Origin of the sequence: Dyadobacter sp. (genome assembly GCF_017744695.1) — a bacterium.
In the GTDB taxonomy this organism is placed as follows: Bacteria; Bacteroidota; Bacteroidia; order Cytophagales; family Spirosomataceae; genus Dyadobacter.
In genome coordinates, this window is the sequence record NZ_JAGIAS010000001.1 from 1765334 (window position 1) to 1786854 (window position 21521).

At 49.0% G+C, this 21521-nt stretch carries 22 protein-coding genes; 8 read left to right on the forward strand and 14 right to left on the reverse strand.

The annotated features are described in order from the left end of the window. Positions 1-177: 177 nt before the first annotated feature. Together J7619_RS06970 and J7619_RS06975 are read right to left on the reverse strand one after the other, a co-directional pair. Positions 178-810: a hypothetical protein gene (locus J7619_RS06970; RefSeq protein ID WP_291196044.1), complete on the reverse strand. Its 633-nt coding sequence runs from the start codon at positions 808-810 to the stop codon at positions 178-180. 115 nt (positions 811-925) lie between these two features. After that, on the reverse strand, positions 926-1594 hold the full coding sequence (locus J7619_RS06975; protein WP_291196047.1) for a DUF4230 domain-containing protein: 669 nt from the start codon (positions 1592-1594) through the stop codon (positions 926-928). A 44-nt stretch (positions 1595-1638) separates the two neighbouring features. On the opposite strand from J7619_RS06975, the gene miaA reads away from it, so the two are divergent. Further along, positions 1639-2559, forward strand: a complete 921-nt coding sequence (gene miaA, locus J7619_RS06980; protein WP_291196049.1) for a tRNA (adenosine(37)-N6)-dimethylallyltransferase MiaA — start codon at positions 1639-1641, stop codon at positions 2557-2559. Between the two features lie 40 nt (positions 2560-2599). Here the strand turns inward: miaA and J7619_RS06985 are convergent, their stop codons facing one another. The 4 genes from J7619_RS06985 to J7619_RS07000 form a co-directional block, all read right to left on the reverse strand. After that, positions 2600-2899 (reverse strand): rhodanese-like domain-containing protein, encoded by a 300-nt coding sequence (locus J7619_RS06985; protein ID WP_015812387.1) that lies wholly within the window; start codon positions 2897-2899, stop codon positions 2600-2602. A gap of 26 nt (positions 2900-2925) precedes the next feature. Continuing rightward, a complete protein-coding gene (locus J7619_RS06990) occupies positions 2926-4719 on the reverse strand; it encodes a T9SS type A sorting domain-containing protein (protein ID WP_291196056.1) in 1794 nt (597 codons plus the stop codon). A gap of 46 nt (positions 4720-4765) precedes the next feature. Beyond that, positions 4766-5560 carry a PASTA domain-containing protein gene (locus J7619_RS06995; RefSeq protein WP_291196059.1) on the reverse strand — a complete coding sequence of 265 codons (795 nt, stop codon included), beginning with the start codon at positions 5558-5560 and terminating at the stop codon, positions 4766-4768. Between the two features lie 71 nt (positions 5561-5631). Further along, positions 5632-6225 carry a riboflavin synthase gene (locus J7619_RS07000; RefSeq protein WP_291196062.1) on the reverse strand — a complete coding sequence of 198 codons (594 nt, stop codon included), beginning with the start codon at positions 6223-6225 and terminating at the stop codon, positions 5632-5634. A gap of 145 nt (positions 6226-6370) precedes the next feature. On the opposite strand from J7619_RS07000, the gene hisB reads away from it, so the two are divergent. The 4 genes from hisB to J7619_RS07020 all read left to right on the forward strand — a co-directional run bounded on the left by hisB (position 6371) and on the right by J7619_RS07020 (position 10523). After that, positions 6371-7495 carry a bifunctional histidinol-phosphatase/imidazoleglycerol-phosphate dehydratase HisB gene (gene hisB / locus J7619_RS07005; protein ID WP_291196065.1) on the forward strand — a complete coding sequence of 375 codons (1125 nt, stop codon included), beginning with the start codon at positions 6371-6373 and terminating at the stop codon, positions 7493-7495. A gap of 333 nt (positions 7496-7828) precedes the next feature. Then, complete coding sequence (locus tag J7619_RS07010) at positions 7829-8128, forward strand: hypothetical protein (protein ID WP_291196068.1); 300 nt, start codon at positions 7829-7831, stop codon at positions 8126-8128. Positions 8129-8242: 114 nt separating this feature from the next. Further along, on the forward strand, positions 8243-8890 hold the full coding sequence (can, locus tag J7619_RS07015) for a carbonate dehydratase (RefSeq protein WP_291196071.1): 648 nt from the start codon (positions 8243-8245) through the stop codon (positions 8888-8890). Between the two features lie 55 nt (positions 8891-8945). Then, positions 8946-10523: a SulP family inorganic anion transporter gene (locus J7619_RS07020; protein ID WP_291196074.1), complete on the forward strand. Its 1578-nt coding sequence runs from the start codon at positions 8946-8948 to the stop codon at positions 10521-10523. Positions 10524-10604: 81 nt separating this feature from the next. Here J7619_RS07020 and J7619_RS07025 read toward each other — a convergent pair whose 3' ends face one another. The 8 genes from J7619_RS07025 to J7619_RS07060 form a co-directional block, all read right to left on the reverse strand. Continuing rightward, positions 10605-11069: a hypothetical protein gene (locus tag J7619_RS07025; protein WP_223400249.1), complete on the reverse strand. Its 465-nt coding sequence runs from the start codon at positions 11067-11069 to the stop codon at positions 10605-10607. An 18-nt stretch (positions 11070-11087) separates the two neighbouring features. After that, positions 11088-11528, reverse strand: a complete 441-nt coding sequence (locus tag J7619_RS07030) for a hypothetical protein (RefSeq protein ID WP_291196081.1) — start codon at positions 11526-11528, stop codon at positions 11088-11090. Positions 11529-11582: 54 nt separating this feature from the next. Next, the gene (locus J7619_RS07035; RefSeq protein WP_291196084.1) at positions 11583-12125 is read right to left on the reverse strand and encodes an RNA polymerase sigma factor; all 543 of its coding nucleotides are present in this window, start codon (positions 12123-12125) and stop codon (positions 11583-11585) included. Positions 12126-12547: 422 nt separating this feature from the next. Then, positions 12548-13501: a transketolase family protein gene (locus J7619_RS07040; RefSeq protein WP_291196086.1), complete on the reverse strand. Its 954-nt coding sequence runs from the start codon at positions 13499-13501 to the stop codon at positions 12548-12550. Positions 13502-13553: 52 nt separating this feature from the next. After that, the gene (locus J7619_RS07045; RefSeq protein WP_291196089.1) at positions 13554-14411 is read right to left on the reverse strand and encodes a transketolase; all 858 of its coding nucleotides are present in this window, start codon (positions 14409-14411) and stop codon (positions 13554-13556) included. 104 nt (positions 14412-14515) lie between these two features. Next, the gene (bcp, locus tag J7619_RS07050) at positions 14516-14974 is read right to left on the reverse strand and encodes a thioredoxin-dependent thiol peroxidase (protein WP_291196092.1); all 459 of its coding nucleotides are present in this window, start codon (positions 14972-14974) and stop codon (positions 14516-14518) included. Positions 14975-14977: 3 nt separating this feature from the next. Then, positions 14978-16936, reverse strand: a complete 1959-nt coding sequence (locus tag J7619_RS07055) for a M23 family metallopeptidase (protein WP_291196095.1) — start codon at positions 16934-16936, stop codon at positions 14978-14980. A gap of 53 nt (positions 16937-16989) precedes the next feature. After that, positions 16990-17601 carry a fumarylacetoacetate hydrolase family protein gene (locus J7619_RS07060; protein ID WP_291196097.1) on the reverse strand — a complete coding sequence of 204 codons (612 nt, stop codon included), beginning with the start codon at positions 17599-17601 and terminating at the stop codon, positions 16990-16992. A 266-nt stretch (positions 17602-17867) separates the two neighbouring features. Here J7619_RS07060 and J7619_RS07065 point away from each other — a divergent pair, with 266 nt between their 5' ends. From J7619_RS07065 to J7619_RS07075, 3 genes are all read left to right on the forward strand, one after another. Continuing rightward, on the forward strand, positions 17868-18524 hold the full coding sequence (locus J7619_RS07065) for a C40 family peptidase (RefSeq protein ID WP_291196100.1): 657 nt from the start codon (positions 17868-17870) through the stop codon (positions 18522-18524). Positions 18525-18643: 119 nt separating this feature from the next. Further along, complete coding sequence (locus tag J7619_RS07070; RefSeq protein WP_291196103.1) at positions 18644-19861, forward strand: hypothetical protein; 1218 nt, start codon at positions 18644-18646, stop codon at positions 19859-19861. Continuing rightward, a complete protein-coding gene (locus tag J7619_RS07075; protein WP_291196106.1) occupies positions 19858-21510 on the forward strand; it encodes a hypothetical protein in 1653 nt (550 codons plus the stop codon). Before J7619_RS07070 ends, J7619_RS07075 begins: the two co-directional genes overlap by 4 nt. The last annotated feature ends 11 nt before the right edge of the window (positions 21511-21521 follow it).

The window sequence follows — 21521 nt, forward strand, 5'->3', positions numbered from 1 at the left end:
AGGCAATTCTGGTATCATTATGAGCGGCGCTGGATTCTCCCCTCAACGCGTTACACTCTTACGCAAGGTCAGGATGATGAAACAAGGCATTAAAAAGGCCAGTAAGACGGTTGAATCCGTATTACTGACCTTCGTCGTAAGCATTCAAGTTCTTAACTCGTTAACCTGTCGAATTTATTACTTCCTTTTCAGGTTGAATTTCAATTTGCCCGCCAGTTTCACTTGGGCTTCTGTCAAACCCAGCGCAGCGATTGTCTTGTTGTAATCTTTGAGAGTTTCGGCACTTAGACGGCCTCCCGTCAATATTTCGCCAGGGACGATCACAACACGGATATCCTCGAAAGATCTTTGTGGAGGATCGTTCTGGTTCTCACTCCAATTGGTCGGAATCAACCGAACGAAGAAAGTCTTCTCCTGAACAGCGTGTACAAAAGTATACGAGCTTACTTTTCCACCTCCAAAACTCACAACACCCGGCATTGGCCAGTAGACACCTTGTGCTTTTAGGTAAACCAATACAACAGAAGAGCTCAGGAGACTATCCTCTGCCGGAGTAAGGTCGGGTATACCGGTAATGAAGCCGCCCTTGTTATCTGCGGCAGTGTCAGTGACTACTGCCCCGCTTGAAAGAATCAATGCGCCGCCACCACTCGTTCCGTCTTTTCCATCCTTACCCGCAGGTCCTGCCGGACCCGCTGGCCCCTGAGCTCCCGTAGCACCAGCCGGGCCGACAGCCCCATCGTCCCCCTTGCAGCTTACCATAGCGATCATCAACACCACAGAGGCAAATAGTAATAATTTTTTGAGCATAACTGTTAAAGTTTAGAAAGTGATAAATTAAAAAACTGTATGAGTCAATACGCAGGCAAACCCCGTTCTGACGAGGACAGAGGCGTTTAACGCATAAATTATATAAAAAAATTAACTATTCCTTTCGGGTATCCAAAGAATCAATTTGTGCTTCCAGTGTACGGTAATGCGTAAACTCACGCAGCATAGCCACATTACCATCCGGAAGCTTCATTTCAACCGACCAGTTCATGGAAGCGGCCAACTGGAAGATCATGAGCTGTACCTGATTACCTGCAATACGCGGCAAATCGCTTTCCATAGCCTTGTCGTTCATCGTTTGCTTGGCTTCATTCAGGATGGCTGTATAATCATCACTGTGAAAGCGGTTGAGCCAGCCTTGCTCGATGTCGTAGAATTTGTAGTCTGTATCAATCGAAAGGATTTCGGGGGCGGGAAAAAAATCAATCACCAACTTACGCTCGCCATCCGGCCGGTGGAATTTCATTTTGGCGAAATCATACCCTACCAGCACTTTGGCCTTGGCGATAATCAAGGCCTTCTTTTTGTCATTAATGAGGTTCCAGATATTTTTATCATTCTGGTAATTATATATTTCGGTAAAATAGCCTTCGGCCATTACCACTTTAAACACTTTCTCTATCCTTTCGATCAATACCGAAGCTTCCTGGGTAGATACATATTTCTTCGACTTTCTGCCCTGCAACCAGGTGTTGAGTGAGGCTCCGGCCAAGCCGCCGGCGATGAGGGTAATGATCAAAAAAAATAGTGTAGTGGAGTCCATATCTCTATTTTTGTACTGAATAAAATTCAAATAAAAACGGCACAATGCCAAATAGCCCACAGAAATATCTGGTAACCGTAGCAGGACCCACAGCGGTAGGAAAAACCGCACTGTCAATTAAACTTGCAAAAGACCTCGGTACTGAAATCATATCCGCCGATTCCCGGCAATTCTTTCGCGAATTGAACATCGGTACCGCAAAACCTACGCCGGAAGAATTGATGCAGGCGAGGCACCATTTTGTCAATTCACATTCCATTTCCGAAGCATATAGCGCCGGCGATTTCGAGCGCGATGCATTGTCCCTGCTCGAAGTACTTTTTCAGCAACACGATATTGTAATCATGACTGGCGGTTCGGGCTTTTACGTCAAAGCCGTGCTGGAAGGCCTCGATGATCTCCCTGCCCCTCTCCCCGGGCTACGTGAGTCGCTTATGCAGAAACTGAATGATGCCGGGCTCTCACCCCTGCAAGAAGAAATCCGTCGGATCGACCCGGAGTTCGCGGCTACACCCGAATTGGCCAATCCTCAGCGTGTTGTGCGCGCGCTCGAAGTGTTTTATACCTCGGGTATGCCCATCAGTCAATTTAAATTAAACAGTACCCGTGCAAGGCCTTTTCTGCCCATTAAAATCGCTCTGGATCGCGATCGCGCCCAACTCTATCAAAGAATAGACCAACGGATGGATATAATGCTGCAAGAAGGGCTGGTAGAGGAAGCTAAAAGCGTAATCGCGTACCGGGAACACCACGCACTGAAAACAGTGGGATACAGGGAAGTTTACAGCTATCTGGACGGGGAGTACGACGAAAAGGAAATGGTGCGGCTTTTAAAACAGAACTCACGCCGTTACGCCAAGCGGCAGCTCACGTGGTTCAGGCACCAGGGGAATTTCGAATGGTTTCAGCCGGATGAATACGACCTCATCCTGGAATATGTGCGGGAAAAGGCAGGTCTACCATAAACCATTTGACGGAGCTTCTGCTCCGTCAAATGAACAGCTATTAGTCTTCCAGCTCGCGATACGCCAGAATTCCTCCCAGCACATTACGTACATTGGAAAAACCCTGCGATTCCAGGTAACGCGCAGCTTTACCACTGCGAGCCCCTGAACGGCAATGAATGATGATTTCCTCATCTTTCAGAGCTTCCAGTTCATCTAAGTGATCGGGCAGTTCTCCAAGAGGGATCAATATCGCGCCGAGGTTATCCTCTTCGTATTCATGTTCTTCGCGAACGTCGTAAAAGTGCAAATCTTCGCCCTTTTCAAGACGCTCCTTCAATTCTTCAACGGTAATATCCATATTAAAAAAATTTATGACGACTGGGTCTATTGAGAGATTAACATTTTTTGTACAAAAGAACGTTTCCCATCCGTAGCCTTAAAGATATAAATACCCTGACTCAGATGGTCAACAGGCGCTGATTGTTGATCGTGCGCAGGCACCAGGGAATGCATCAGGTTCCCACCGGTGCTGTAAACTTCAATCTTTTTGAGCGATTTGTTATTCCAACGCACTTCGCCCCTGGCCGGATTAGGATAAAAAATAGCATTGATTTGATCGGCCGGCTCATTACCGGTGATAATTCCCTGCGCCTTTTTGCCCAGGTACGGCCGAATCATGATCGAGCCTTTCAGGGCTGTTTCTTTCGCCCATTCGGTCCCCAGGTTATAATATACCGTGTTCCTTCCCAAAAGCGAATTCCGGTCGAAGCCCACCGTCACCGGCTGGTCATTGATCTGCAACCAGCCCACATAGAAAGTATCCGGTACTGCCACCGGAGTCGTGAATGCGTAATCGATAAAGCCATCACGAACAGCAGGATAGCGCACCGCAACCGACCGTTGGGCGATCACCTGGTCGGGTTTGCCACCTTTACTGCCATAAATCTGGATCGTAAAGCCTTGTCCCGAAATATCTTTATTGAATGATACCATCGACATCCGTACTCCGCCAATCGTATCTGCTTTGGCAAGCACATATTGCACTGCTACACGTCCAAGTTTCTGATTCACCTGCACCCCATACTCGGCGCTTCCGTCGTCGTAAGCGAAGTAATCCGTCAATGCAGCCTTCCCGATGATGGTATCGTTCATTTTGAGGTTCGCTCCGGGAATGGTATCGGTTGTAGCGATGAAGAATTTGCTGATCAAATGCAGGCTGTCTATCTGAGCGGCTGCATTAACAGGTGCTATTTTGACCCGTAATACCTGTGATTTCAATGATTCCACAACGATTGAACGCTGCACATTTCGCGCAAACTCCGTCCCGCGCTGCGCGTCCGTGAGCGTATAGGTACTCGTGAGGACGTTGAAGTTATTGAAATGATTAACAATATCGGTTTTAACAGAATCCGCAGTCGCCGCTGCCGGGTTTATACGATACTGACGCAACGGCATCGCCGTGTATTTTTTCAGGATATTCGAAACCGGCTTCCGCATGGCCACATCGAATAAATACGGCTGTTTCACCGATCGTTTTGAATTCAAATAGACATAATCCAGATGCCAGGTATCATACGGACCTGAACTTCTGCCGTAAGACCTGAACCGGAACTGGAATGCATCGTGCAGGTAATTCGGGTCCTTGATGGCAATAAATTGCTGATGAAACAGCGTATCAACCTCATACCCCAGCTGCCGCCAGACAGACACCCATTCACCTGCCTTGTTGAAAAACTCCACCTGTAAGAAATCACTGGAATCCGGCAATTCGCCCAGGCCTTTTGCAGCCCAGTAAAAACTGAGGTAAATGGAATCGCCTGTAACTTTGCCATTAAGGCTAATTGGTTGAGAAGTAAGTGTGTCGGTATATCCCTGCACCAGGGGGTTCACCAGGTTATAGGGAATTCCTTTGGCATTCAATCCGTCGAACGTAGCCACATTAACCGACGGGTGCGAGTTGGTGAGTGTATTATTGATATAAACCCCGCTGCCTGGCATCCAGTATTTGCTATTGGGTGCGAGGGTTTTGGTAGTCGAAAAATCGTCAAAAAAAGGCAGGTTCAGCGAAGCCTGAGTGCGGAGATTTGATGCCGATGATTCATCGTCTTCATGGCTGTACCTCGCCTGATCGATCGGCACGATGCGCAACTGCGCGCGCGCAACGTGGCTTTGTACCATGGCGAGTACACAAATCCAAATAAAAATCCTGTGTGTGAAGAATTTTTTACTGCTCCGGTTGATTCCCATTATCCGTCGATTCAGGCGCCTGCGGCGTGACCCACAAGTCGATTACGTCCCCTATTCTTACCTTGTTACCCGCGTCGGGATTTTGCCGCACAATCGAGCCCGGCGCCTGGCCTTCTTCGGCCGGCACTTCCATTACCTGGCCCACTTTCAGCCCCGCTCCCACAATTGCTATTTTTGCTTCATCCAATGGCATTCCAATCACCGACGGTGTTTCAAACTGCGCGGTACCAAGCCCTTCTCCCAATTCCAGGTCGATTTTCGAACCCTTCGCGATCGGCTGCCCCGGCAGGATTTCCTTACCATTATACATTTGCCTCAAAACCGCATTCTGCGCCATATCCGGAACGTAAGAAATGTTCCCTTCTTCCAATCCTACACTTTTCAGCAGCATTTGAGCGCTGCGGTGCGTCATATCTGTCAGCTTCGGCATTTTGATCAGCGGCGCGGTGCGGGAAACCACTGTTACGTAGATTTTCCGTCCCTCCTTCACCTTCGAACCCGGCAATGGATACTGGGAGATGATCGTCAATGGCGGCACGTTGGTCACAAAAGTACAGTCGACCTCATAACGCAAGTCACGGTCGCCGAGAAAGTCGTCGAGATCCTCCACACTCTTCTTTTTCAAATCCGGCACAGTAATGGCTTCACCGTGATTGGTTGTAAAAGGGAGGTAAACGAAGAAAAACCCCAGAAAAAGGACCAAAAGCAGCGAGACAATGATTCCGATGTGTATGAAAAGATCAGTTCTGGACTGTGTACTTATTTTGGCCATGAATGTATTGGATGGGCTTTTGGTATTATAAACGGGTAAAAATAAACGTAATATTCCAAGATGCAAATATGCTAAACCGCATACGAACCGAGAATTCTCTTGATGTATTTACCCAGAATATCAAATTCGAGGTTCACCGTGTCTCCCGCTTTTAACGAATGGAAATTGGTAAAGTTATAGGTGTAGGGGATAATCGCAACCCTGAATGTATTTTCACCGGAGTTGAAAACGGTGAGACTCACGCCGTTAATGCAAATAGAGCCTTTTTCGACGGTAATATTACCGGTCGAGGCGTTGTACTCAAAATCGAATAACCAACTCCCGTCTCGCTCCTGCACCTGCGTGCACGTAGCGGTCTGGTCCACGTGCCCCTGCACAATATGACCGTCGAAACGACCATTGGCCGGCATACACCGTTCTAGATTTACTTTACTACCTGACGCGAGATCGCCCAGATTAGTTTTTAAAAGCGTCTCCTCGATGGCCGTTACCTTATACTCGTCGCCGTCCGTCGCCACAACCGTAAGGCAAACGCCGTTATGGCTTACACTCTGATCTATTTTAAATTCGTTGGCAATGGCCGATTTGAAAGTGAAGGTCTTATTGGTTCCTTCCGTTTCAACATGCACCACCTCCGCGATTGATTCTACGATTCCTGTAAACATTTTAATAGGGGATTATAATGCAAAGTTACAATTTCCTAACCGCTCTCCTACCGCACAAAATTCCCGGCCGCGGCATTATTCGTCTCCAACTGCTTTTCAATTAGGCATTCTTTGCGAACTTTGCGGAAAAATAAGCGCTGCGTTAATGAAAAAAGTCCTATTTATCGATCGCGACGGTACGATCATTGTTGAGCCCCCTACCGATTTTCAGGTAGATTCCCTGGAAAAGCTCGAATTCCTGCCCAAAGCCATTTCTGCATTGCGCAAAATTGCGGATGAAACCGATTACGAGCTGGTCATGGTAACCAACCAGGACGGCCTCGGCACTGACTCGTTTCCCGAGGATACTTTCTGGCCTGCTCAGAATAAAATGATCAAAACCCTGGAAGGCGAAGACATCCGTTTCGCGGAAGTACATATCGACCGCAGCTTTCCGGAAGACAACCTTCCTACCCGTAAACCGGGCATCGGAATGCTCACTGCTTATTTCTCGAATGAATATGACCTGACCAACAGCTACGTGATTGGCGATCGCCTGACAGATGTCCAACTCGCCGTAAACCTTGGCGCCAAGGCCATTCTTTTCCGTCCCGAAATGCCGGCAGAAGGCATTACCGCCCAGATGAATGAAACCACCGCATTGGTTACCAGCGACTGGGACGCCATTTACGAACATTTGAAATTGCCTTCCCGCAAAGCTTTTGTGGAAAGAAATACTAAGGAAACCCAGATTAAAGTCGAACTGAATCTCGACGGCAGCGGCCGATCCGACATTCACACCGGGCTGGGCTTCTTCGATCACATGCTCGACCAGCTCGCCCGTCATTCAGGCGCTGATTTGACGATTCATGTCGAAGGCGATCTGCATATTGACGAGCACCATACGATTGAAGACACTGCCCTCGCATTGGGAGAGGCTTATCGACAGGCTATCGGCGACAAACGGGGTATCAGCCGCTACGGCTTCCTCCTGCCGATGGACGAAGCGTTGGCACAGGTGGCGATCGATTTCTCGGGCCGTCCGTGGATCGTTTGGGATGCAGAATTTAAAAGAGAAAAAATCGGGGAAATGCCGACGGAGATGTTTTTTCACTTCTTCAAGTCATTCTCAGACACTTCCCTTTCCAATCTGAACATCAAAGTCGAGGGAGACAACGAGCATCACAAAATCGAATCCATCTTCAAGGCATTCGCCAAGGCGATCAAAATGGCTGTGAAACGCGACCTTAAAGCGTTGGATTTCATGCCGTCGACCAAAGGAGTACTTTAATTTTTGTTGGACGGCGCGCCGATTTGGCTTTTTTTAGCTATTTTTGCTCATTCTACATTGCATTATAATCGAGTACAACTATGATGATGACCGTTATTATGATTGCTTTTTATGTCGTTCTGCTGAGCTCGGCGTTCCTGGTTGGGCGTTGGTTGGAGAACAATGAAAAGCAATGGAAAGCGAATAAATAAGGGTTGTTAATACGACCCTTTTTTTGTTCGTTCTATCCGGCGATTTAACAAAAAATTCATTTCCCAGTTACACTAAAAAGTGCCCAACTGAACGTTTTAGTGGCGTTGAGTGTTGAATTGGTTCTTAAAAAACTATTTTCCCGTGTTCAGAACACTTTGTCTCATACTGCTTACGGCCTTTCTCATCTGTAAAGCCACAGATGTTGCCAGCTTGTTGCTGGCCAAAGAAAAGGCATCTGTGGTTTGTGAATCAGGAACCTGCGACAACGAGGAAAAAACAGAGGTCGAAAAGCTGAACGACGACCAACTCCTGATTTCACATAGCGTCCATTTTGACCGTTCTGTAACGCTTATCCCGGTCAAAAGCTCATTCTTCTATACTGCGAATTTCGATAACGAGATTTACCGCAACCTGCTTTCTCCGCCTCCGGAGCTAATCTGATTTCTTTAATCCAAACTCTCTAGGGTTCGTTGCCGTCGTAACGCGATGCGGTATTTCCGCATCCCTACACGCATGTTCCTCTATTATTCATTCCATTATTCTAATCAAGAAATCATGATAAGGGCTTATAATCAGTTATTCGAAAACAATAAAAAGTGGGCGGAAGAAACAACGAAGGAAAATCCTGAATTCTTCTCAAATCTGGCAAAAGGACAGTCGCCGAAGTTCCTCTGGATCGGCTGCTCCGACAGCCGTGTACCTGCCAACCAGCTTACCGGTACGCAACCAGGCGACATTTTCGTACACCGCAATATCGCTAACATGGTGATCCACACGGACATCAGCATGCTCAGCGTGCTCGACTACTCCGTGAACGTACTCGGCGTTGAGCATATCCTCGTGTGCGGGCATTACGGCTGCGGCGGGGTGATTACCGCGATGGGCAACAAGCAGGTGGGGCTGATCGACAACTGGTTGCGTCATATCAAGGATGTATACCGCCTGCACGCGCAGGAATTGAATGCGATTGAGGATGTCAAAGCGAGAGCTGATCGCTTCGTCGAGATCAACGTTCAGGAGCAAGTACGTGACCTTGCCAAAACGACCATCGTACAAACTGCGTGGGCTAATGGCAAAAGGCTGCAGTTGCATGGAATGGTTTACGATATCTCCAACGGTATCCTGAAAGACATGGACGTAACGATCGACACCAGCAACTTTGCCGACGACGTATACCGTCTCGAAATACCGCAGCTTGTCTGATCAGCGGTACTGCATTCTGAGTAGTCCAATTTTTGATCCTTATTGAATCAATCGTATGTCATTGAATAATAAAAGTTTGTTCGCCAATATCAAATACGATTTACCTGCGGGGCTTGTCGTATACCTGGTAGCGCTGCCGTTATGCCTTGGTATCGCGCTGGCCTCGACCGGGCGTTCCGATCTCCTATTTTCGGGGGTTATCGCCGGTGTCGTAGGTGGAATCGTAGTAGGCTCCCTGAGCGGCTCCTCCCTGGGTGTGGCAGGTCCGGCAGCGGGTCTGGTTGTGATTGTACTCAATGCGCTCGATACCCTGGGTAGCTTCGAGGCATTTTTGCTGGCGGTGGTGCTCGCGGGAGTTCTGCAGGTAATTGCCGGTTTTCTGAAAGCCGGTATTATCGGCTACTATTTCCCTTCTTCGGTGATCAAGGGAATGCTGGCCGCCATTGGTATTACACTTATTTTAAAGGAAATACCGCACGCATTCGGCTACGACGCCGATTTTATGGGTGATGAAGCATTTGCGCAAAAAGATGGCCGCAATACTTTCACGGAAGTGTATTACTCGCTGCGTTACAACAGCACCGGTGCCATCATCATTTCAGCAGTATCGCTGGCATTGCTGATCCTGTTCGACAAGCCGTTTATGAAACGGATCCAGCTGTTCCGGTATATACCTGGTGCGCTGTTCGTCGTAATCATCGGCGTGATCCTCAACCTGGTTTTTGGAGCTGCTGCACCGCAATGGGCGCTATCGGGCGAGCATATGGTACAGTTGCCGGTAGCATCGAGTGCTTCGGAGTTTTTCAGTTTTTTCAAAACACCTGACTTCTCTGCATTCAGCAAGCCGGAAATTTACACGGTAGCGATCACACTGGCCATTGTTGCCAGTCTCGAAACACTGCTTTCCGTGGAAGCTACGGACCGTCTCGATCCATTCAAACGCAACACGCCTACCAACCGCGAATTGATCGCACAGGGTGTGGGAAATATCACTTCCGGGCTGATCGGTGGCTTGCCGGTTACACAGGTAATCGTCCGCAGCTCGGCTAACGTCGACTCAGGTGGCCGTACGAAGCTGAGTACGATCATTCACGGTACTATTTTGCTGGTTTCCGTGGTGTTCATTGCGCAATATCTCAACTACATCCCGCTTGCATCTTTGGCAGCGATCCTATTGATGGTGGGTTACAAACTATCCAAGTTCGAGCTGTACAAAGGAATGTACAAATTGGGCCTGGAACAGTTTATCCCCTTCACAGTAACCATTATCGCAATCCTCAGCACCGACCTGCTCAAAGGCATCGGTATAGGTATGGTGGTCGCGATTTATTTTATCCTGAAAAAGAACCACAAGCATTCTTACCATTATATCAAGGAGGAGCACCGCGACGGCCAGGTGATCACGCTTTTACTTTCGGAGGAAGTTACGTTCCTCAACAAAGGAAGCATCAGCGCAACGCTGGATAACCTGCCCGACGGCGCTACCGTGGTGATCGACGGTTCCAAATCGATGAATATCGACTACGACGTCCTCGAAATCATTCAGGACTTTAAAAAACACCAGGCGCCACTACGCAATATCATCCTGGAAACACGTGGTATTGGCGAAGTGGAAGCTGTGGGAGCTCATTAGCAATAACCTGTTTCATAAAGAAGGCCCGCCTCCCTAGGAAGCGGGCCTTTCTGTTTGTAATAAGTCGACAAGCAGGCTAACTTAATTCTTTTGCTTCAACCGCTGGATCAGCATGTCGTTGAATGTACGTTCGGCTTTGTACAATTCGATCACCTGGTTCGCTGTAATAACCTTTAAAAACTTGTTCTGATATTCTTTTTCCAGATCGAGCTCTTTCTGGCGAAGTTCCTGTACTTCTTTCAGGTTGTCCAGCACGGCCTCGTCGTTCTGGCCTTCTGCCTTTTTATCGTTGATGATCTTGCGCTGTGCCCGGTGGATTTCCCTTCTTTTCTGGGAATATTCGTTATACATCGGCCAAAAACCGGTGGATTGCTCCGGCGTGAGGTTCAGGCGGTTGGTAATGATCGCTACTTTGGCGTCCTGGATCTTCTTTATTTCTTCCTCGGAACGGCGCTGGGCCTGGGCTGCCGTCGATGCAACCCCGATGAATAGCAACAAAAGAGCAAAAGTGTTCCGATACCGTTTGAATTCAATTTGTAAGTTCATTTCGATTGTTCGTTAGGGTCAAATCTTCTCCGGGGCAACCATAACTTCCTCCAACTGCTGGCGAAGAATATCGTCTTCCAGGCCGTCGAGGTAATTCAGCACGGTCGAATCCGATTCGAATGCTTTCTGAACCACCTTGTGTTCGCTTAGATCGTAATAACTGATGTCCTGGTCTTCCAGGTAACTGATGATAGAGGCGTTACTGATGTCGCTCAGAGGCTCCTGCCCCAGCGATCCCTGGCGTTCCGGTACCGTTACCCACACGAGCACGAGAATCAGTGCCGATGCCGCTGCCAATCCGACGGAACGTTGCCACGACCAGCTGACGAGGGGTTTACGGACGGGCTCCACGGGGATCCGGGCCTGGATCATTTGCGGCAGCTTGTCAAAATAACCTTCCGGCACGGAAAAGGGTGTTTCCCTCTTCAGATCATCCAGCCGTATACGTTTTTTGTCCATGATTATTTATATTTCCTGTCTTGTGAAGGTTTGACCAAAGTGAACGCGAATAGTTTAATCTGTCTCGTTCAAAAAATCCTCAATTTTTTTGGAAGCCCAATGATATGAGGCTTTTAACGCCCCTACCGACGTTCCGGTGATTTCCGAAATCTCTTCATAGGGTAAATCTTCAAAATATTTCAGGTTAAATACCAAACGCTGCTTTTCTGGTAATTTTAATAATGCTTTCTGCAATTTCAGCTGAATGGCGTCACCGCTTACGTCGGGGTCGGCTTCCAGTTTTTCACTCAGCTCATTCTCAACATCGTAGATCGGAATAAAATATTTCCGTCGCTTTTTATTCAGGAAATTGATGGCTTCGTTGCTTGCGATACGGTACAGCCACGTGTAAAGCTTGGCGTCGCCCCGGAAATTTTCCAGCGCACTCCATGCCTTGATAAATACATCCTGGGTAATGTCATTGGCATCATCGTGATCGACCACCATCTTCCTTACCAGCCAATATACTTTTTGCTGATACTTCCGCACCAGCTGATTGAAAGCGTTCCTTCGCGTTTCGGGATTTTCAAATAGGGATAGTAATTCTTCGTCGGACATTTAATCAGTATTAACCTGATCGTTTTTTACAGGAAATCCGGGTGACCAATATTTGTACCGGGGCCCGAAGTCAACGCCGATCAATAATAGCTTATTTTTTTGTGGAGGACAAATAAAAAGAGCCCTGAGAAGCAAAAACAGCATTTTTGCATTCTCAGAGCTCAATTGATTCTAATCTATTAATCAATCTGATTTGATCAATATTCAGATTTGATCAATCTAATCTAATCTCTAATCAATTCCCGTCGACTTAAGTCGACGGCAAGGCGATGCATTCTTTTGTGAGATGTCTTGATGACATTCGGCACTCAATAATGCAACATGCTTTTTAATCCGATTCCGTCGACTTAAGTCGACGGGAAAAGCGATGCATTTTTTGCAGGATGTCATGATGCGCTGTGGCATGATGACAATGCAGGATGTTATTTTCTTGCAATCGCTCTTTTCGCAGCTTCTACGATGTGTTTCGCATCCAAACCGTATTTTTGGAGCAATTGCGCCGGCGTGCCGCTTTCTCCGAAGCTGTCATTCACAGCCACATATTCCTGCGGAACGAGTTTGTTCTTCACCAACACCTGTGCCACGCTGTCGCCCAGGCCGCCGATGCGGTTGTGCTCCTCTGCTGTTACCACGCAACCTGTTTTCTCAACCGATTTCAGGATCGCTTCTTCATCCAATGGCTTAATGGTGTGGATATTGATAATCTCCGCATTGATACCCTCTGCTTCGAGGATCTCACCAGCCTGGATCGCCTCCCATACCATATGGCCGGTAGCGATGATACTCACGTCGGTACCTTCATTTACCATCCACGCTTTGCCAATTTCGAATTTTTGGTCAGCATCGGTGAAAACAGGGATTACCGGACGACCGAAACGCAGGTAAACTGGTCCTTCGTAGTCAGCGATCGCGATGGTAGCCGCTTTGGTCTGGTTGTAATCGCAAGGATTGATAACGGTCATGCCCGGAAGCATTTTCATCATACCGATATCTTCGAGGATCTGGTGGGTAGCACCGTCTTCACCCAAAGTCAAACCTGCGTGTGAAGCGCAGATTTTCACGTTCTTATTGGAATAGGCTACGCTCTGACGGATCTGGTCGTACACACGGCCAGTCGCGAAGTTCGCGAAAGTAGTAGCGAAAGGAATTTTGCCTCCGATGGTCAAACCGGCCGAAACACCGATCATGTTAGCCTCGGAAATACCGCATTGGATAAAACGCTCAGGGTTTTCTTTGATAAACGGTTCGAGTTTCAAAGAACCAACGAGGTCGGCGCAAAGCGCTACAACGTTGGGATTTTGCTGCCCCAGCACGTGCATTCCGGCACCGAAGCCCGAACGCGTATCTTTCTTCTCAGTGAAAGTGTATTTTTTCATTTTTGAATGTCTGTTTTATGAAACCGCGTGCATGACCACGCTGGTCCGGATATTAATAATCTCCCAAAGTTTCGTCAAGCTGAGCCAGTGCCGCCGCCAATTGCTCGTCGTTAGGCGCTACACCGTGCCATTTGTGGCTGCCCATCATGAAGTCGACGCCATAGCCCATGCCGGTGTGGAGCAATACCATAATCGGTCTGCCATGTCCCAAACGGCCTTTGGCTTCGTACAGGCCTTTCGTCACGGCCGCCATGTCGTTCCCTTCTTCGATAGAGATTACTTCCCATCCGAATGCTTCATATTTGGCACCCAGGTCGCGGTTGTTCATTACCTTGACAGTCGGGCCGTCGATTTGCTGGCCATTCAGGTCAATGAACGCGATCAGGTTGTCCACCTGGTGGTGCGGTGCGAAAGTAGCAGCTTCCCAAACCTGGCCTTCCTGCTGCTCGCCGTCGCCCATCAGTACATATACGATTCCTTTGTCGTTGTTCAATTTCTTCGCTGTCGCCGCACCTAATGCTACCGACAATCCCTGGCCCAGAGAGCCTGACGCGATGCGGATACCTTCCAGGTGTTCATGCGTGGTAGGGTGTCCCTGTAGACGTGAATCCAGCTTGCGGAAAGTAGCCAGCTCCGATACGGGGAAATACCCTCTGCGTGCCAGCACGCTGTACCATACCGGGGAAATGTGGCCGTTCGAAAGGAAGAAAAGGTCTTCGTCCCTACCATCCATGTCGAATACAACATTGCCATCCTGCTCTTTAAGCTTCATGCGCTCAAAATACAATGCTACCAACAATTCGGTGCAACCCAGCGACCCGCCAGGGTGTCCCGACTGACAACCATGTACCATTCGTACGATGTCCCTGCGAACCTGGGATGCTACTTTTTCTAATTGTTCAATTTCCATTTTCATTTATTTTCTATTGGACTGTCCTTAATCGGGTTACCCGAAGCGGGACGATTTAGGCGGCGTAAATGTCCTGCTATTCGGAATGGTAAAATGACTGATTATTATTCAGTTTTTCCAAGAATTTGATCAGTGTGTTTCGATGATTCCACTTTGGAAATGATCTCCTCAATGATCCCTTTTTTGTTGATGACGAAAGTTGTGCGGAGTACACCCATGTAGGTGCGCCCGAACATTGTTTTTTCTCCCCAGACGCCGTAAGCTTCTACCATTTGATGCTCCGTATCGGCCAGCAAGGGAAATGGGAGGTTATGTTTTTTGATAAACCGCTGATGCGATTTTTCGCTGTCGGGGCTTACCCCGAATACCTTGTAACCTTTTTTCAGGAGCGCTCCGTAATTGTCGCGGATATTGCAGGCCTGATTGGTGCAGGTAGGTGTGTTATCTTTGGGGTAAAAGTACAAAACAACTTTCTCTCCTTTCAAATCCGACAGCTTAACTTGATTTCCATCCTGATCTTTTACTGAAAATGCGGGTGCGGGGTCACCGACTTGTAGTCCCATAATCTATCTTCTACGTTTTTTGGTTTTCTTAGGTTTAACAACCAGGTCAACCAATTCTGTTCGCAAGATAGTACTATTTCCCGCCCTATCCGTCACTTCCAGCACCAGTTCTCCTTCAAATGGCTGACTGTCATCCATTTTCTCCGACCAGATATAGCCTTTCTTGAAATCATAATTCAGCAAAACCCATTCTCCGTTGACCAACGCCTTGAAATTCGCAATCCCCGACAAACCATCGCCCACGTACCCGCGTATGCGATGCTTGCTATGCTCCACCAGGCGCACCCGGGGCGGAACTGTATCCTCCTGAATCACGAACGTGCCCAGTTCGCGGGTATCAAACCGGATCATCTCGCCATCCCACTTACCGCCCAGGAACCGGTAGTCCCCGTTCAGGTAACGGTACGCATAGGTGCGCGACTTGTCCTCTGGTGCTTTCTCGGGCGTGAATGCTACGTGAATGTAATCGTTCAAAGCAGTTCCGCGATTGTTAATGGTCAATGCATTAAAATTTCGCTGGCCCATTAAAAAAAGCGTATCGAACAGACTGGTATTATCCAGGTCCACTGACCATTTCGCGTCCTTGAATGACGACGCAATGCTCGGCAACACCTGACTGCGCAGGAAAGTCTTCACAGTCGTAGTGCCCACTTTCACCGAATCCGGCATTTCTTTTCTCAAATCCGTCAGGAACACCGCCGATTCGCCTGCGTACAGGTTAGGCACTTTCTTCTCCGGTTTTCCTTTAATATAAAAAGTCGCAAACGGCTCCTGGCTGCGGTAATATTTCGCTTTCACCACCAGCGTGTTTTCCCGAATTTCGGTCTGAACATATTCCGGGTTGACTTCGGTATTAAATGCAGGCAGCGGCGGATTCTGCGGTTCTCCTTTAATGGTGAATATCAGCTCCGAGAAGTTCTCATAAGAATCCGAAATCCGGACTTTGACTTCGTGGCTGAGCGTATCGGCGATATTCAGTTTGCCGTTGATTGCATTGGTTTTATATAAATTGAATTGATTCCCGTCCGGCACGTAGCATTTCAGGAAACGCTGCCCGGTCGCCTGCTCAGTTTCGTAGTCGATCAGGTTATTATAATCGCGGGTAGAAGCGTTTGGAAATACTTCAATATTATATGAAAACACTTCCTGTCCGTCCATTTTGATCTCAATGCATTGCAAACCATAGCGAAAACCGGTACCGGTCATCTGGTCGAAAGCAATGAGGTCGAGGCCGACAATACCGGTGGCGGAAACCGGCTCAGCCAGACGCCAGGTACCATCTTTCAATTTGACCGGCGTATAAACTTTGCGGTCGAACTGCCCGTTCACACGCCCGTTAATATCCATCGGCCTGATCGCCAGATTGACGAACCTGGGAGGCGTAACGTCTTTGATTTCATTAAACCCAAAATACAACGGGTTCAGATAGTTATCCTTCGAATCGCGCACCTCGAAATGCAAATGCGGTCCTGCGGAACCGCCTGTGTTTCCGGAAAGCGCGATCACCTCGCCTTTTTTGAATGTAAACTGGCCCGCTTCCGGCAACAGGTCGATTTCAAATGTCTGCTTCTTATATTGCTCCTGGCGCACCCATGTTGCCAGCGGGTCGCTGAACTTCAGCAAATGGCCGTAAACGGTGGTTTGTCCATTCGGGTGGCGCAAATAGATTACATTCCCGTAACCCGTGCGTTGAACCGCCACTTTGTAAACATAGCCTTCGGCGGCCGCGTAAACCGGCAGCCCTTCCCGCTGTTCCGTACGGATATCCAGGCCAGCGTGGAAATGATTACTGCGCAAATCGCCCAGTCCGCCGGCCAGCGAATTAGGTAACCCCGGGCGGATCGGAAACTGATAATACCCTTTCGGATAGGATTGTTTTTGAGCCAATGCTCCTCCTGCAAAGCCTGCCAACCCCAATACAAACAATCCTGAACGGACAAATGCCCGAAAATAATGACGCATGAAAAAGTGCTTGAATAGCCGGCACTACGACCGGGTGATATGACGAGTATGGTTTACTTAACGTACAGCTCGAGCATCTTCTTGCCTTCGATCGAGGCCGTCAGCTTGTCGCCGATCTGCACCGGGCCGACGCCTTTGGGTGTACCCGTGAAAATGAGGTCGCCCGTTTTAAGCATGAAATATTTAGAAACGAATGAGATGAGGTAGTTGATCCGATAGATCATCATCGACGAGTTGCCGTTCTGCCGTGTCTCGCCGTTTACATCCAGACTGAAATTGATGTCCTGAATGTCCGCAAAATCCGAAACCGGCACAAAGTCCGACACCGGTGCCGAGCCGTTGAATGCTTTGGCGAGCTCCCAAGGCAGCCCTTTCGCTTTCAGCTCGGATTGCAGGTCACGGGCCGTAAAGTCCACGCCGATTCCGATTTCACTGTAATATTTATGGGCAAATTTCTCTTCTATGTTCTTCCCTGCCCGGTTGACTTTCACCACCAGCTCAACTTCATAATGTACATCTTTTGAAAATTCGGGATAATAAAAATCCTCTCCGGGACGAAGCTGTGCGGTTTCAGGTTTCAGAAATATAACCGGGGAATCGGGAGTCTGGTTGTTGAGTTCGGCGATATGCTCTGCGTAATTCCGGCCTACACAAATAATTTTCATCAGGGGTCAAATGCTAATTTAAAAGGAATGAACGTCAGGGACAAAGCTACTTACAAAGCGGGGGCCTCACAATATTTGTTACAATTTTTCAGACCTAATGCAGTTAAAATAGTAAACACATTAATATGCAGTTAGCGCCGACGTCACGTCGGGGCACGCTATTAACCAGCGTCCCGCTGGCGAAGCAGATCGTAAGGCGTCCCGCCTGCGCAAAACCGATTTTTACATTATTTTTGAAAAAGTAATCAGGCCAATTTCGCTTACGCATGAAGAAGTACCTTTCCCAATCCCTTTCCTGCACGATTTTCATCTTCCTGATCACCACATTGCTTTCCTGCGAAGTATTCCGGACAACGCCCGAAAGAAATGCATCATCGCGCACGGCGTCGCGAGGCCGCACTGCACCTTCCCGCAGACCGTCTGACCGCAGACCGCCCGCACGGAAACCGGTAGCAAAAGCGCCAGTCAAAAAACCGGCACCCGCGCGCAACACCACCCCGACATACGCGCGGCCCGGCGATGCGAATACTGAGAATATCCCGCAAGTGGTGCAAATCGCCCGGACTTACACCGGTACGCCTTACCGCTCCGGCGGCAACGACAAACAAGGTATCGATTGCTCCGGCCTCATTTGTCAGGTTTATTCCGAAATGGGCGTAAAAGTCCCCCGCATTTCATGGCAGCAATCGGAATTCGGACAGGAAGTGGGCAGTGTGGAAGAAATTAAAGCAGGCGACTGGCTATTTTTCGTCCCGGAGGCCGGCAAGGAAGGTTATGTTTCGCATGCGGGTATCGTCACGGACGTTCGCGGGCGCGACGAAATCATCTTCATTCACGCGTCCACATCCCGCGGCGTGCGTGAAGACAACCTCTTTTCGACCTATTTCAAAGGGCGTTTCGTGAAGGCCATGCGTCCCTTCTGAGTGTAACGAACGTTCACGAAATTTGCCTCACTAAAATAAACAACTATCATAGGGGTAGCACGGAATCTGGTTGTCCTTTTCGAAATTTGCAGTCGTAACTCCATTTTCCTCTCCGCCATATGCAAGACACCGCAGCCCCGCCGCCATCAACCGGCGCCCGGACATTGACCATGCAGGCCAGTCCGGGCATCCCCGTTTACATTTTCGCCACCGTTTTCGCATCTTTTTGCGTAATTACCGGGCTCATCTGGGATATTTGCTGGCATATGAGCATTGGTCGTGACGGACTTTTGTCGCCGCCGCATCTGGTTATTTATCTGGGTGCCGTGGTAGCAGGTTTGTTTTCGGGTTATGAGATTTTGAGAAAGACATTCTGGGGAAATGACCTCGAAAAAGCAGCGAGCGTCAAAATCTGGGGCTTTTTTTACAGCTCACTCGGCTCCCTGTTCTGTGTCTGGGGCGCATTATCAATGCTTACCTCCGCCCCATTCGACGATTGGTGGCATAATACCTATGGGCTGGACGTGACCATCCTATCTCCTCCGCATACCGTATTGATCCTGGGCATTATCGGCATTCAGTTTGGGGCGATGATCAGCGTCATTGCCGTGAAAAACCAGATGAAACTTTCCAGTTTTGAAAGAGATAAGGCCAAGGCATTGGACAGGATACTATTCTGGCTGTTTGCCCTTTCAGCAGGATTTCTCCTGACCATCTGGTTTACATTAATATCCGAAGAACTGGGCAGAATGCGCACACATCGGTCCAGCTTTTACATATTTGCCGGCGCCGCGTTTCCGCTTCTACTAGTGGCGGTCGGTAGGGCCGTTTCGCATAAATGGGCCGTTACTGCCGTGGCTGGTGTTTACACAGCCCTCATGCTGGGTACGCTGTGGATTATTCCGCTCTTCCCTGCCGAGCCGAAACTCGGACCGATCCTGAACCACATTACCCATTACCAGGGTTTTCATTTCCCGCTTTTACTGATTGCTCCGGCTATTGCGATCGACATACTCCGTTACCGTTTTGCGCATTGGAACGAATGGAAGCTCACGGTGCTGCTGGGCGTCGCATTCCTGGCCGTATTTTTTGTAGTCCAATGGTTTTTCGGCGGGTTTCTGATGGAATCACCGTATGCCCGCAACTGGTTCTTTGGAAGTCAGTACTGGTATTTCGGGAATGACCCCAACTGGCAATACCGCTACAAATTCGGCCCCTGGATGGTAGAGGGCACGTCGCAGATGCTCAAAGGGCTGGGCGTCGCATTGGTTTTAACATTAATCTCGACCCGCATCGGACTGGCGTGGGGTAACTGGATGCACCGGATTCAACGATGAAAAAATATCTGTATCTCTTTCTCCTATTGCTGTCTGGCATAGCCTCGTATGCGCACGTGGGAAGCGCGGGCGTACAAATGCAGGCGCAAGCCGGCGCGTATAAAGTGCTTGTGAGCGTAACCCCGCCGGATGTCATCCCGGGCACAGCCCAGGTTACGGTTTTTATTGAATATGGCGAGGCGCGCAAAGTGTCTGTGCGGCCGATTTACTTTTATTCCGGCGATAAGGGCGCGCCTACCGCCGACCCGCTAACACCGGTTCCCGGACAAAAAGGCCAGTTCCAGGGATCAGTTTGGCTCATGGAGCCTGGCTCGTCCAGTGCGCAGATCAGCATTGAAGGCATCCAGGGCGACGCGGAGTTAATTATCCCCATTGTAGCCGTTTCAACCGCCGAGCGCGATATGCCGAAAGGACTTGGCATCGGCCTCGGCATTTTCGGGTTGCTGCTTTTCCTGCTGATGATCACGACCATCGGTGCGAGCGTGAGCGACGGTCTTTTAAAACCGGGCCAAAGCCTTACGCCGGCCCAAAAACGGAAGAGATGGATCAATATGGGCATTGCCACGGCGGTATGCTCGTTGATTTTGTATGGCGGGAGTAGCTGGTGGGATAGCTGGGCTTCAGAGTATAAACAATGGCTATACAAGCCATTGGCTGCAAAAACGGCCATCATCGAAGCCGATTCGCAACGTGTGTTTCAATTGAAAATCGACACCATCCACTGGGACCACCGGAAGAAAAGGAGCATGCTCAGCACCCTGATCCCCGATCATGGAAAGATCATGCACACGTTCCTCGTGCGTATGCCGGGACTCGATGCGTTTGCACACGTCCATCCGGAGCGCAAGGATAGCCTGACATTTGAAGCGGCATTACCGGATTTACCTGCGGGCAAGTACCTGGTCTACTCGGATATTGTCCAATACTCCGGGTTTGCGGAAACGATTGTCGATACCTTGGTTATCCAGGCTAAGTCTGTCAAAAACACCTCTCAGACAATATCCGAGGACGATACCTATATCATGACGGATCCGCTCGATACACCGGGCAAGGTGCCGATGGGCGAAAACGTGGTCATTTGCGGGAAACCAGGTACCAAAACCGTTTTCAAAGACGGCTCCTACGCCATTTGGGAAGGTAAGCCCGACAAGGCACTCGAAGCAGGGAAACCGTATCAGCTGAATTTTGAAATATACAATCCGGACAACAGCCCGTGTTTTCCCGAACCCTATCTGGGCATGCTAGGCCATGCGGTCATCATGCGTTCCGACGGCTCGGTTTACATCCACCTGCACCCGAGCGGCTCGTACTCAATGGCCGCCGAGCAGTCGTTTGAAAATCGTATCTCGGATACTGCCCATGTAGCCAAATGGCCCAAACCGGACGTTTTCCGTGACAGCATCGACAGGCATTTAGCCCATCTCAAAGCCATGCCGACCATTGACCGGGAGCTATTTCTCATGAAGGAAATGGGCATGTACAATGCCACCGAAGGCGGTATGACCGGCATGGAACACGGCACACGCATATCATTTCCCTATGCTTTCCCGAAAGGGGGACAGTACCGGATTTTCCTTCAAATCAAACGAAACGAAAAAGTTCTGACGGGCGCCTTCGATGTCAAAGTCGACGATCCCGTCACCTTATAGTAATCCAATAT

Excerpts from the sequence above, each read along its gene's own strand:
- J7619_RS06970 (WP_291196044.1), bottom strand. The coding sequence starts at position 810 with ATGCTCAAAAAATTATTACTATTTGCCTCTGTGGTGTTGATGATCGCT.
- J7619_RS06975 (WP_291196047.1), bottom strand. The coding sequence starts at position 1,594 with ATGGACTCCACTACACTATTTTTTTTGATCATTACCCTCATCGCCGGC.
- miaA (WP_291196049.1), top strand. The coding sequence starts at position 1,639 with ATGCCAAATAGCCCACAGAAATATCTGGTAACCGTAGCAGGACCCACA.
- J7619_RS06985 (WP_015812387.1), bottom strand. The coding sequence starts at position 2,899 with ATGGATATTACCGTTGAAGAATTGAAGGAGCGTCTTGAAAAGGGCGAA.
- J7619_RS06990 (WP_291196056.1), bottom strand. The coding sequence starts at position 4,719 with ATGGTACAAAGCCACGTTGCGCGCGCGCAGTTGCGCATCGTGCCGATC.
- J7619_RS06995 (WP_291196059.1), bottom strand. The coding sequence starts at position 5,560 with ATGGCCAAAATAAGTACACAGTCCAGAACTGATCTTTTCATACACATC.
- J7619_RS07000 (WP_291196062.1), bottom strand. The coding sequence starts at position 6,225 with ATGTTTACAGGAATCGTAGAATCAATCGCGGAGGTGGTGCATGTTGAA.
- hisB (WP_291196065.1), top strand. The coding sequence starts at position 6,371 with ATGAAAAAAGTCCTATTTATCGATCGCGACGGTACGATCATTGTTGAG.
- can (WP_291196071.1), top strand. The coding sequence starts at position 8,243 with ATGATAAGGGCTTATAATCAGTTATTCGAAAACAATAAAAAGTGGGCG.
- J7619_RS07020 (WP_291196074.1), top strand. The coding sequence starts at position 8,946 with ATGTCATTGAATAATAAAAGTTTGTTCGCCAATATCAAATACGATTTA.
- J7619_RS07025 (WP_223400249.1), bottom strand. The coding sequence starts at position 11,069 with ATGAACTTACAAATTGAATTCAAACGGTATCGGAACACTTTTGCTCTT.
- J7619_RS07030 (WP_291196081.1), bottom strand. The coding sequence starts at position 11,528 with ATGGACAAAAAACGTATACGGCTGGATGATCTGAAGAGGGAAACACCC.
- J7619_RS07035 (WP_291196084.1), bottom strand. The coding sequence starts at position 12,125 with ATGTCCGACGAAGAATTACTATCCCTATTTGAAAATCCCGAAACGCGA.
- J7619_RS07040 (WP_291196086.1), bottom strand. The coding sequence starts at position 13,501 with ATGAAAAAATACACTTTCACTGAGAAGAAAGATACGCGTTCGGGCTTC.
- J7619_RS07045 (WP_291196089.1), bottom strand. The coding sequence starts at position 14,411 with ATGGAAATTGAACAATTAGAAAAAGTAGCATCCCAGGTTCGCAGGGAC.
- bcp (WP_291196092.1), bottom strand. The coding sequence starts at position 14,974 with ATGGGACTACAAGTCGGTGACCCCGCACCCGCATTTTCAGTAAAAGAT.
- J7619_RS07055 (WP_291196095.1), bottom strand. The coding sequence starts at position 16,936 with ATGCGTCATTATTTTCGGGCATTTGTCCGTTCAGGATTGTTTGTATTG.
- J7619_RS07060 (WP_291196097.1), bottom strand. The coding sequence starts at position 17,601 with ATGAAAATTATTTGTGTAGGCCGGAATTACGCAGAGCATATCGCCGAA.
- J7619_RS07065 (WP_291196100.1), top strand. The coding sequence starts at position 17,868 with ATGAAGAAGTACCTTTCCCAATCCCTTTCCTGCACGATTTTCATCTTC.
- J7619_RS07070 (WP_291196103.1), top strand. The coding sequence starts at position 18,644 with ATGCAAGACACCGCAGCCCCGCCGCCATCAACCGGCGCCCGGACATTG.
- J7619_RS07075 (WP_291196106.1), top strand. The coding sequence starts at position 19,858 with ATGAAAAAATATCTGTATCTCTTTCTCCTATTGCTGTCTGGCATAGCC.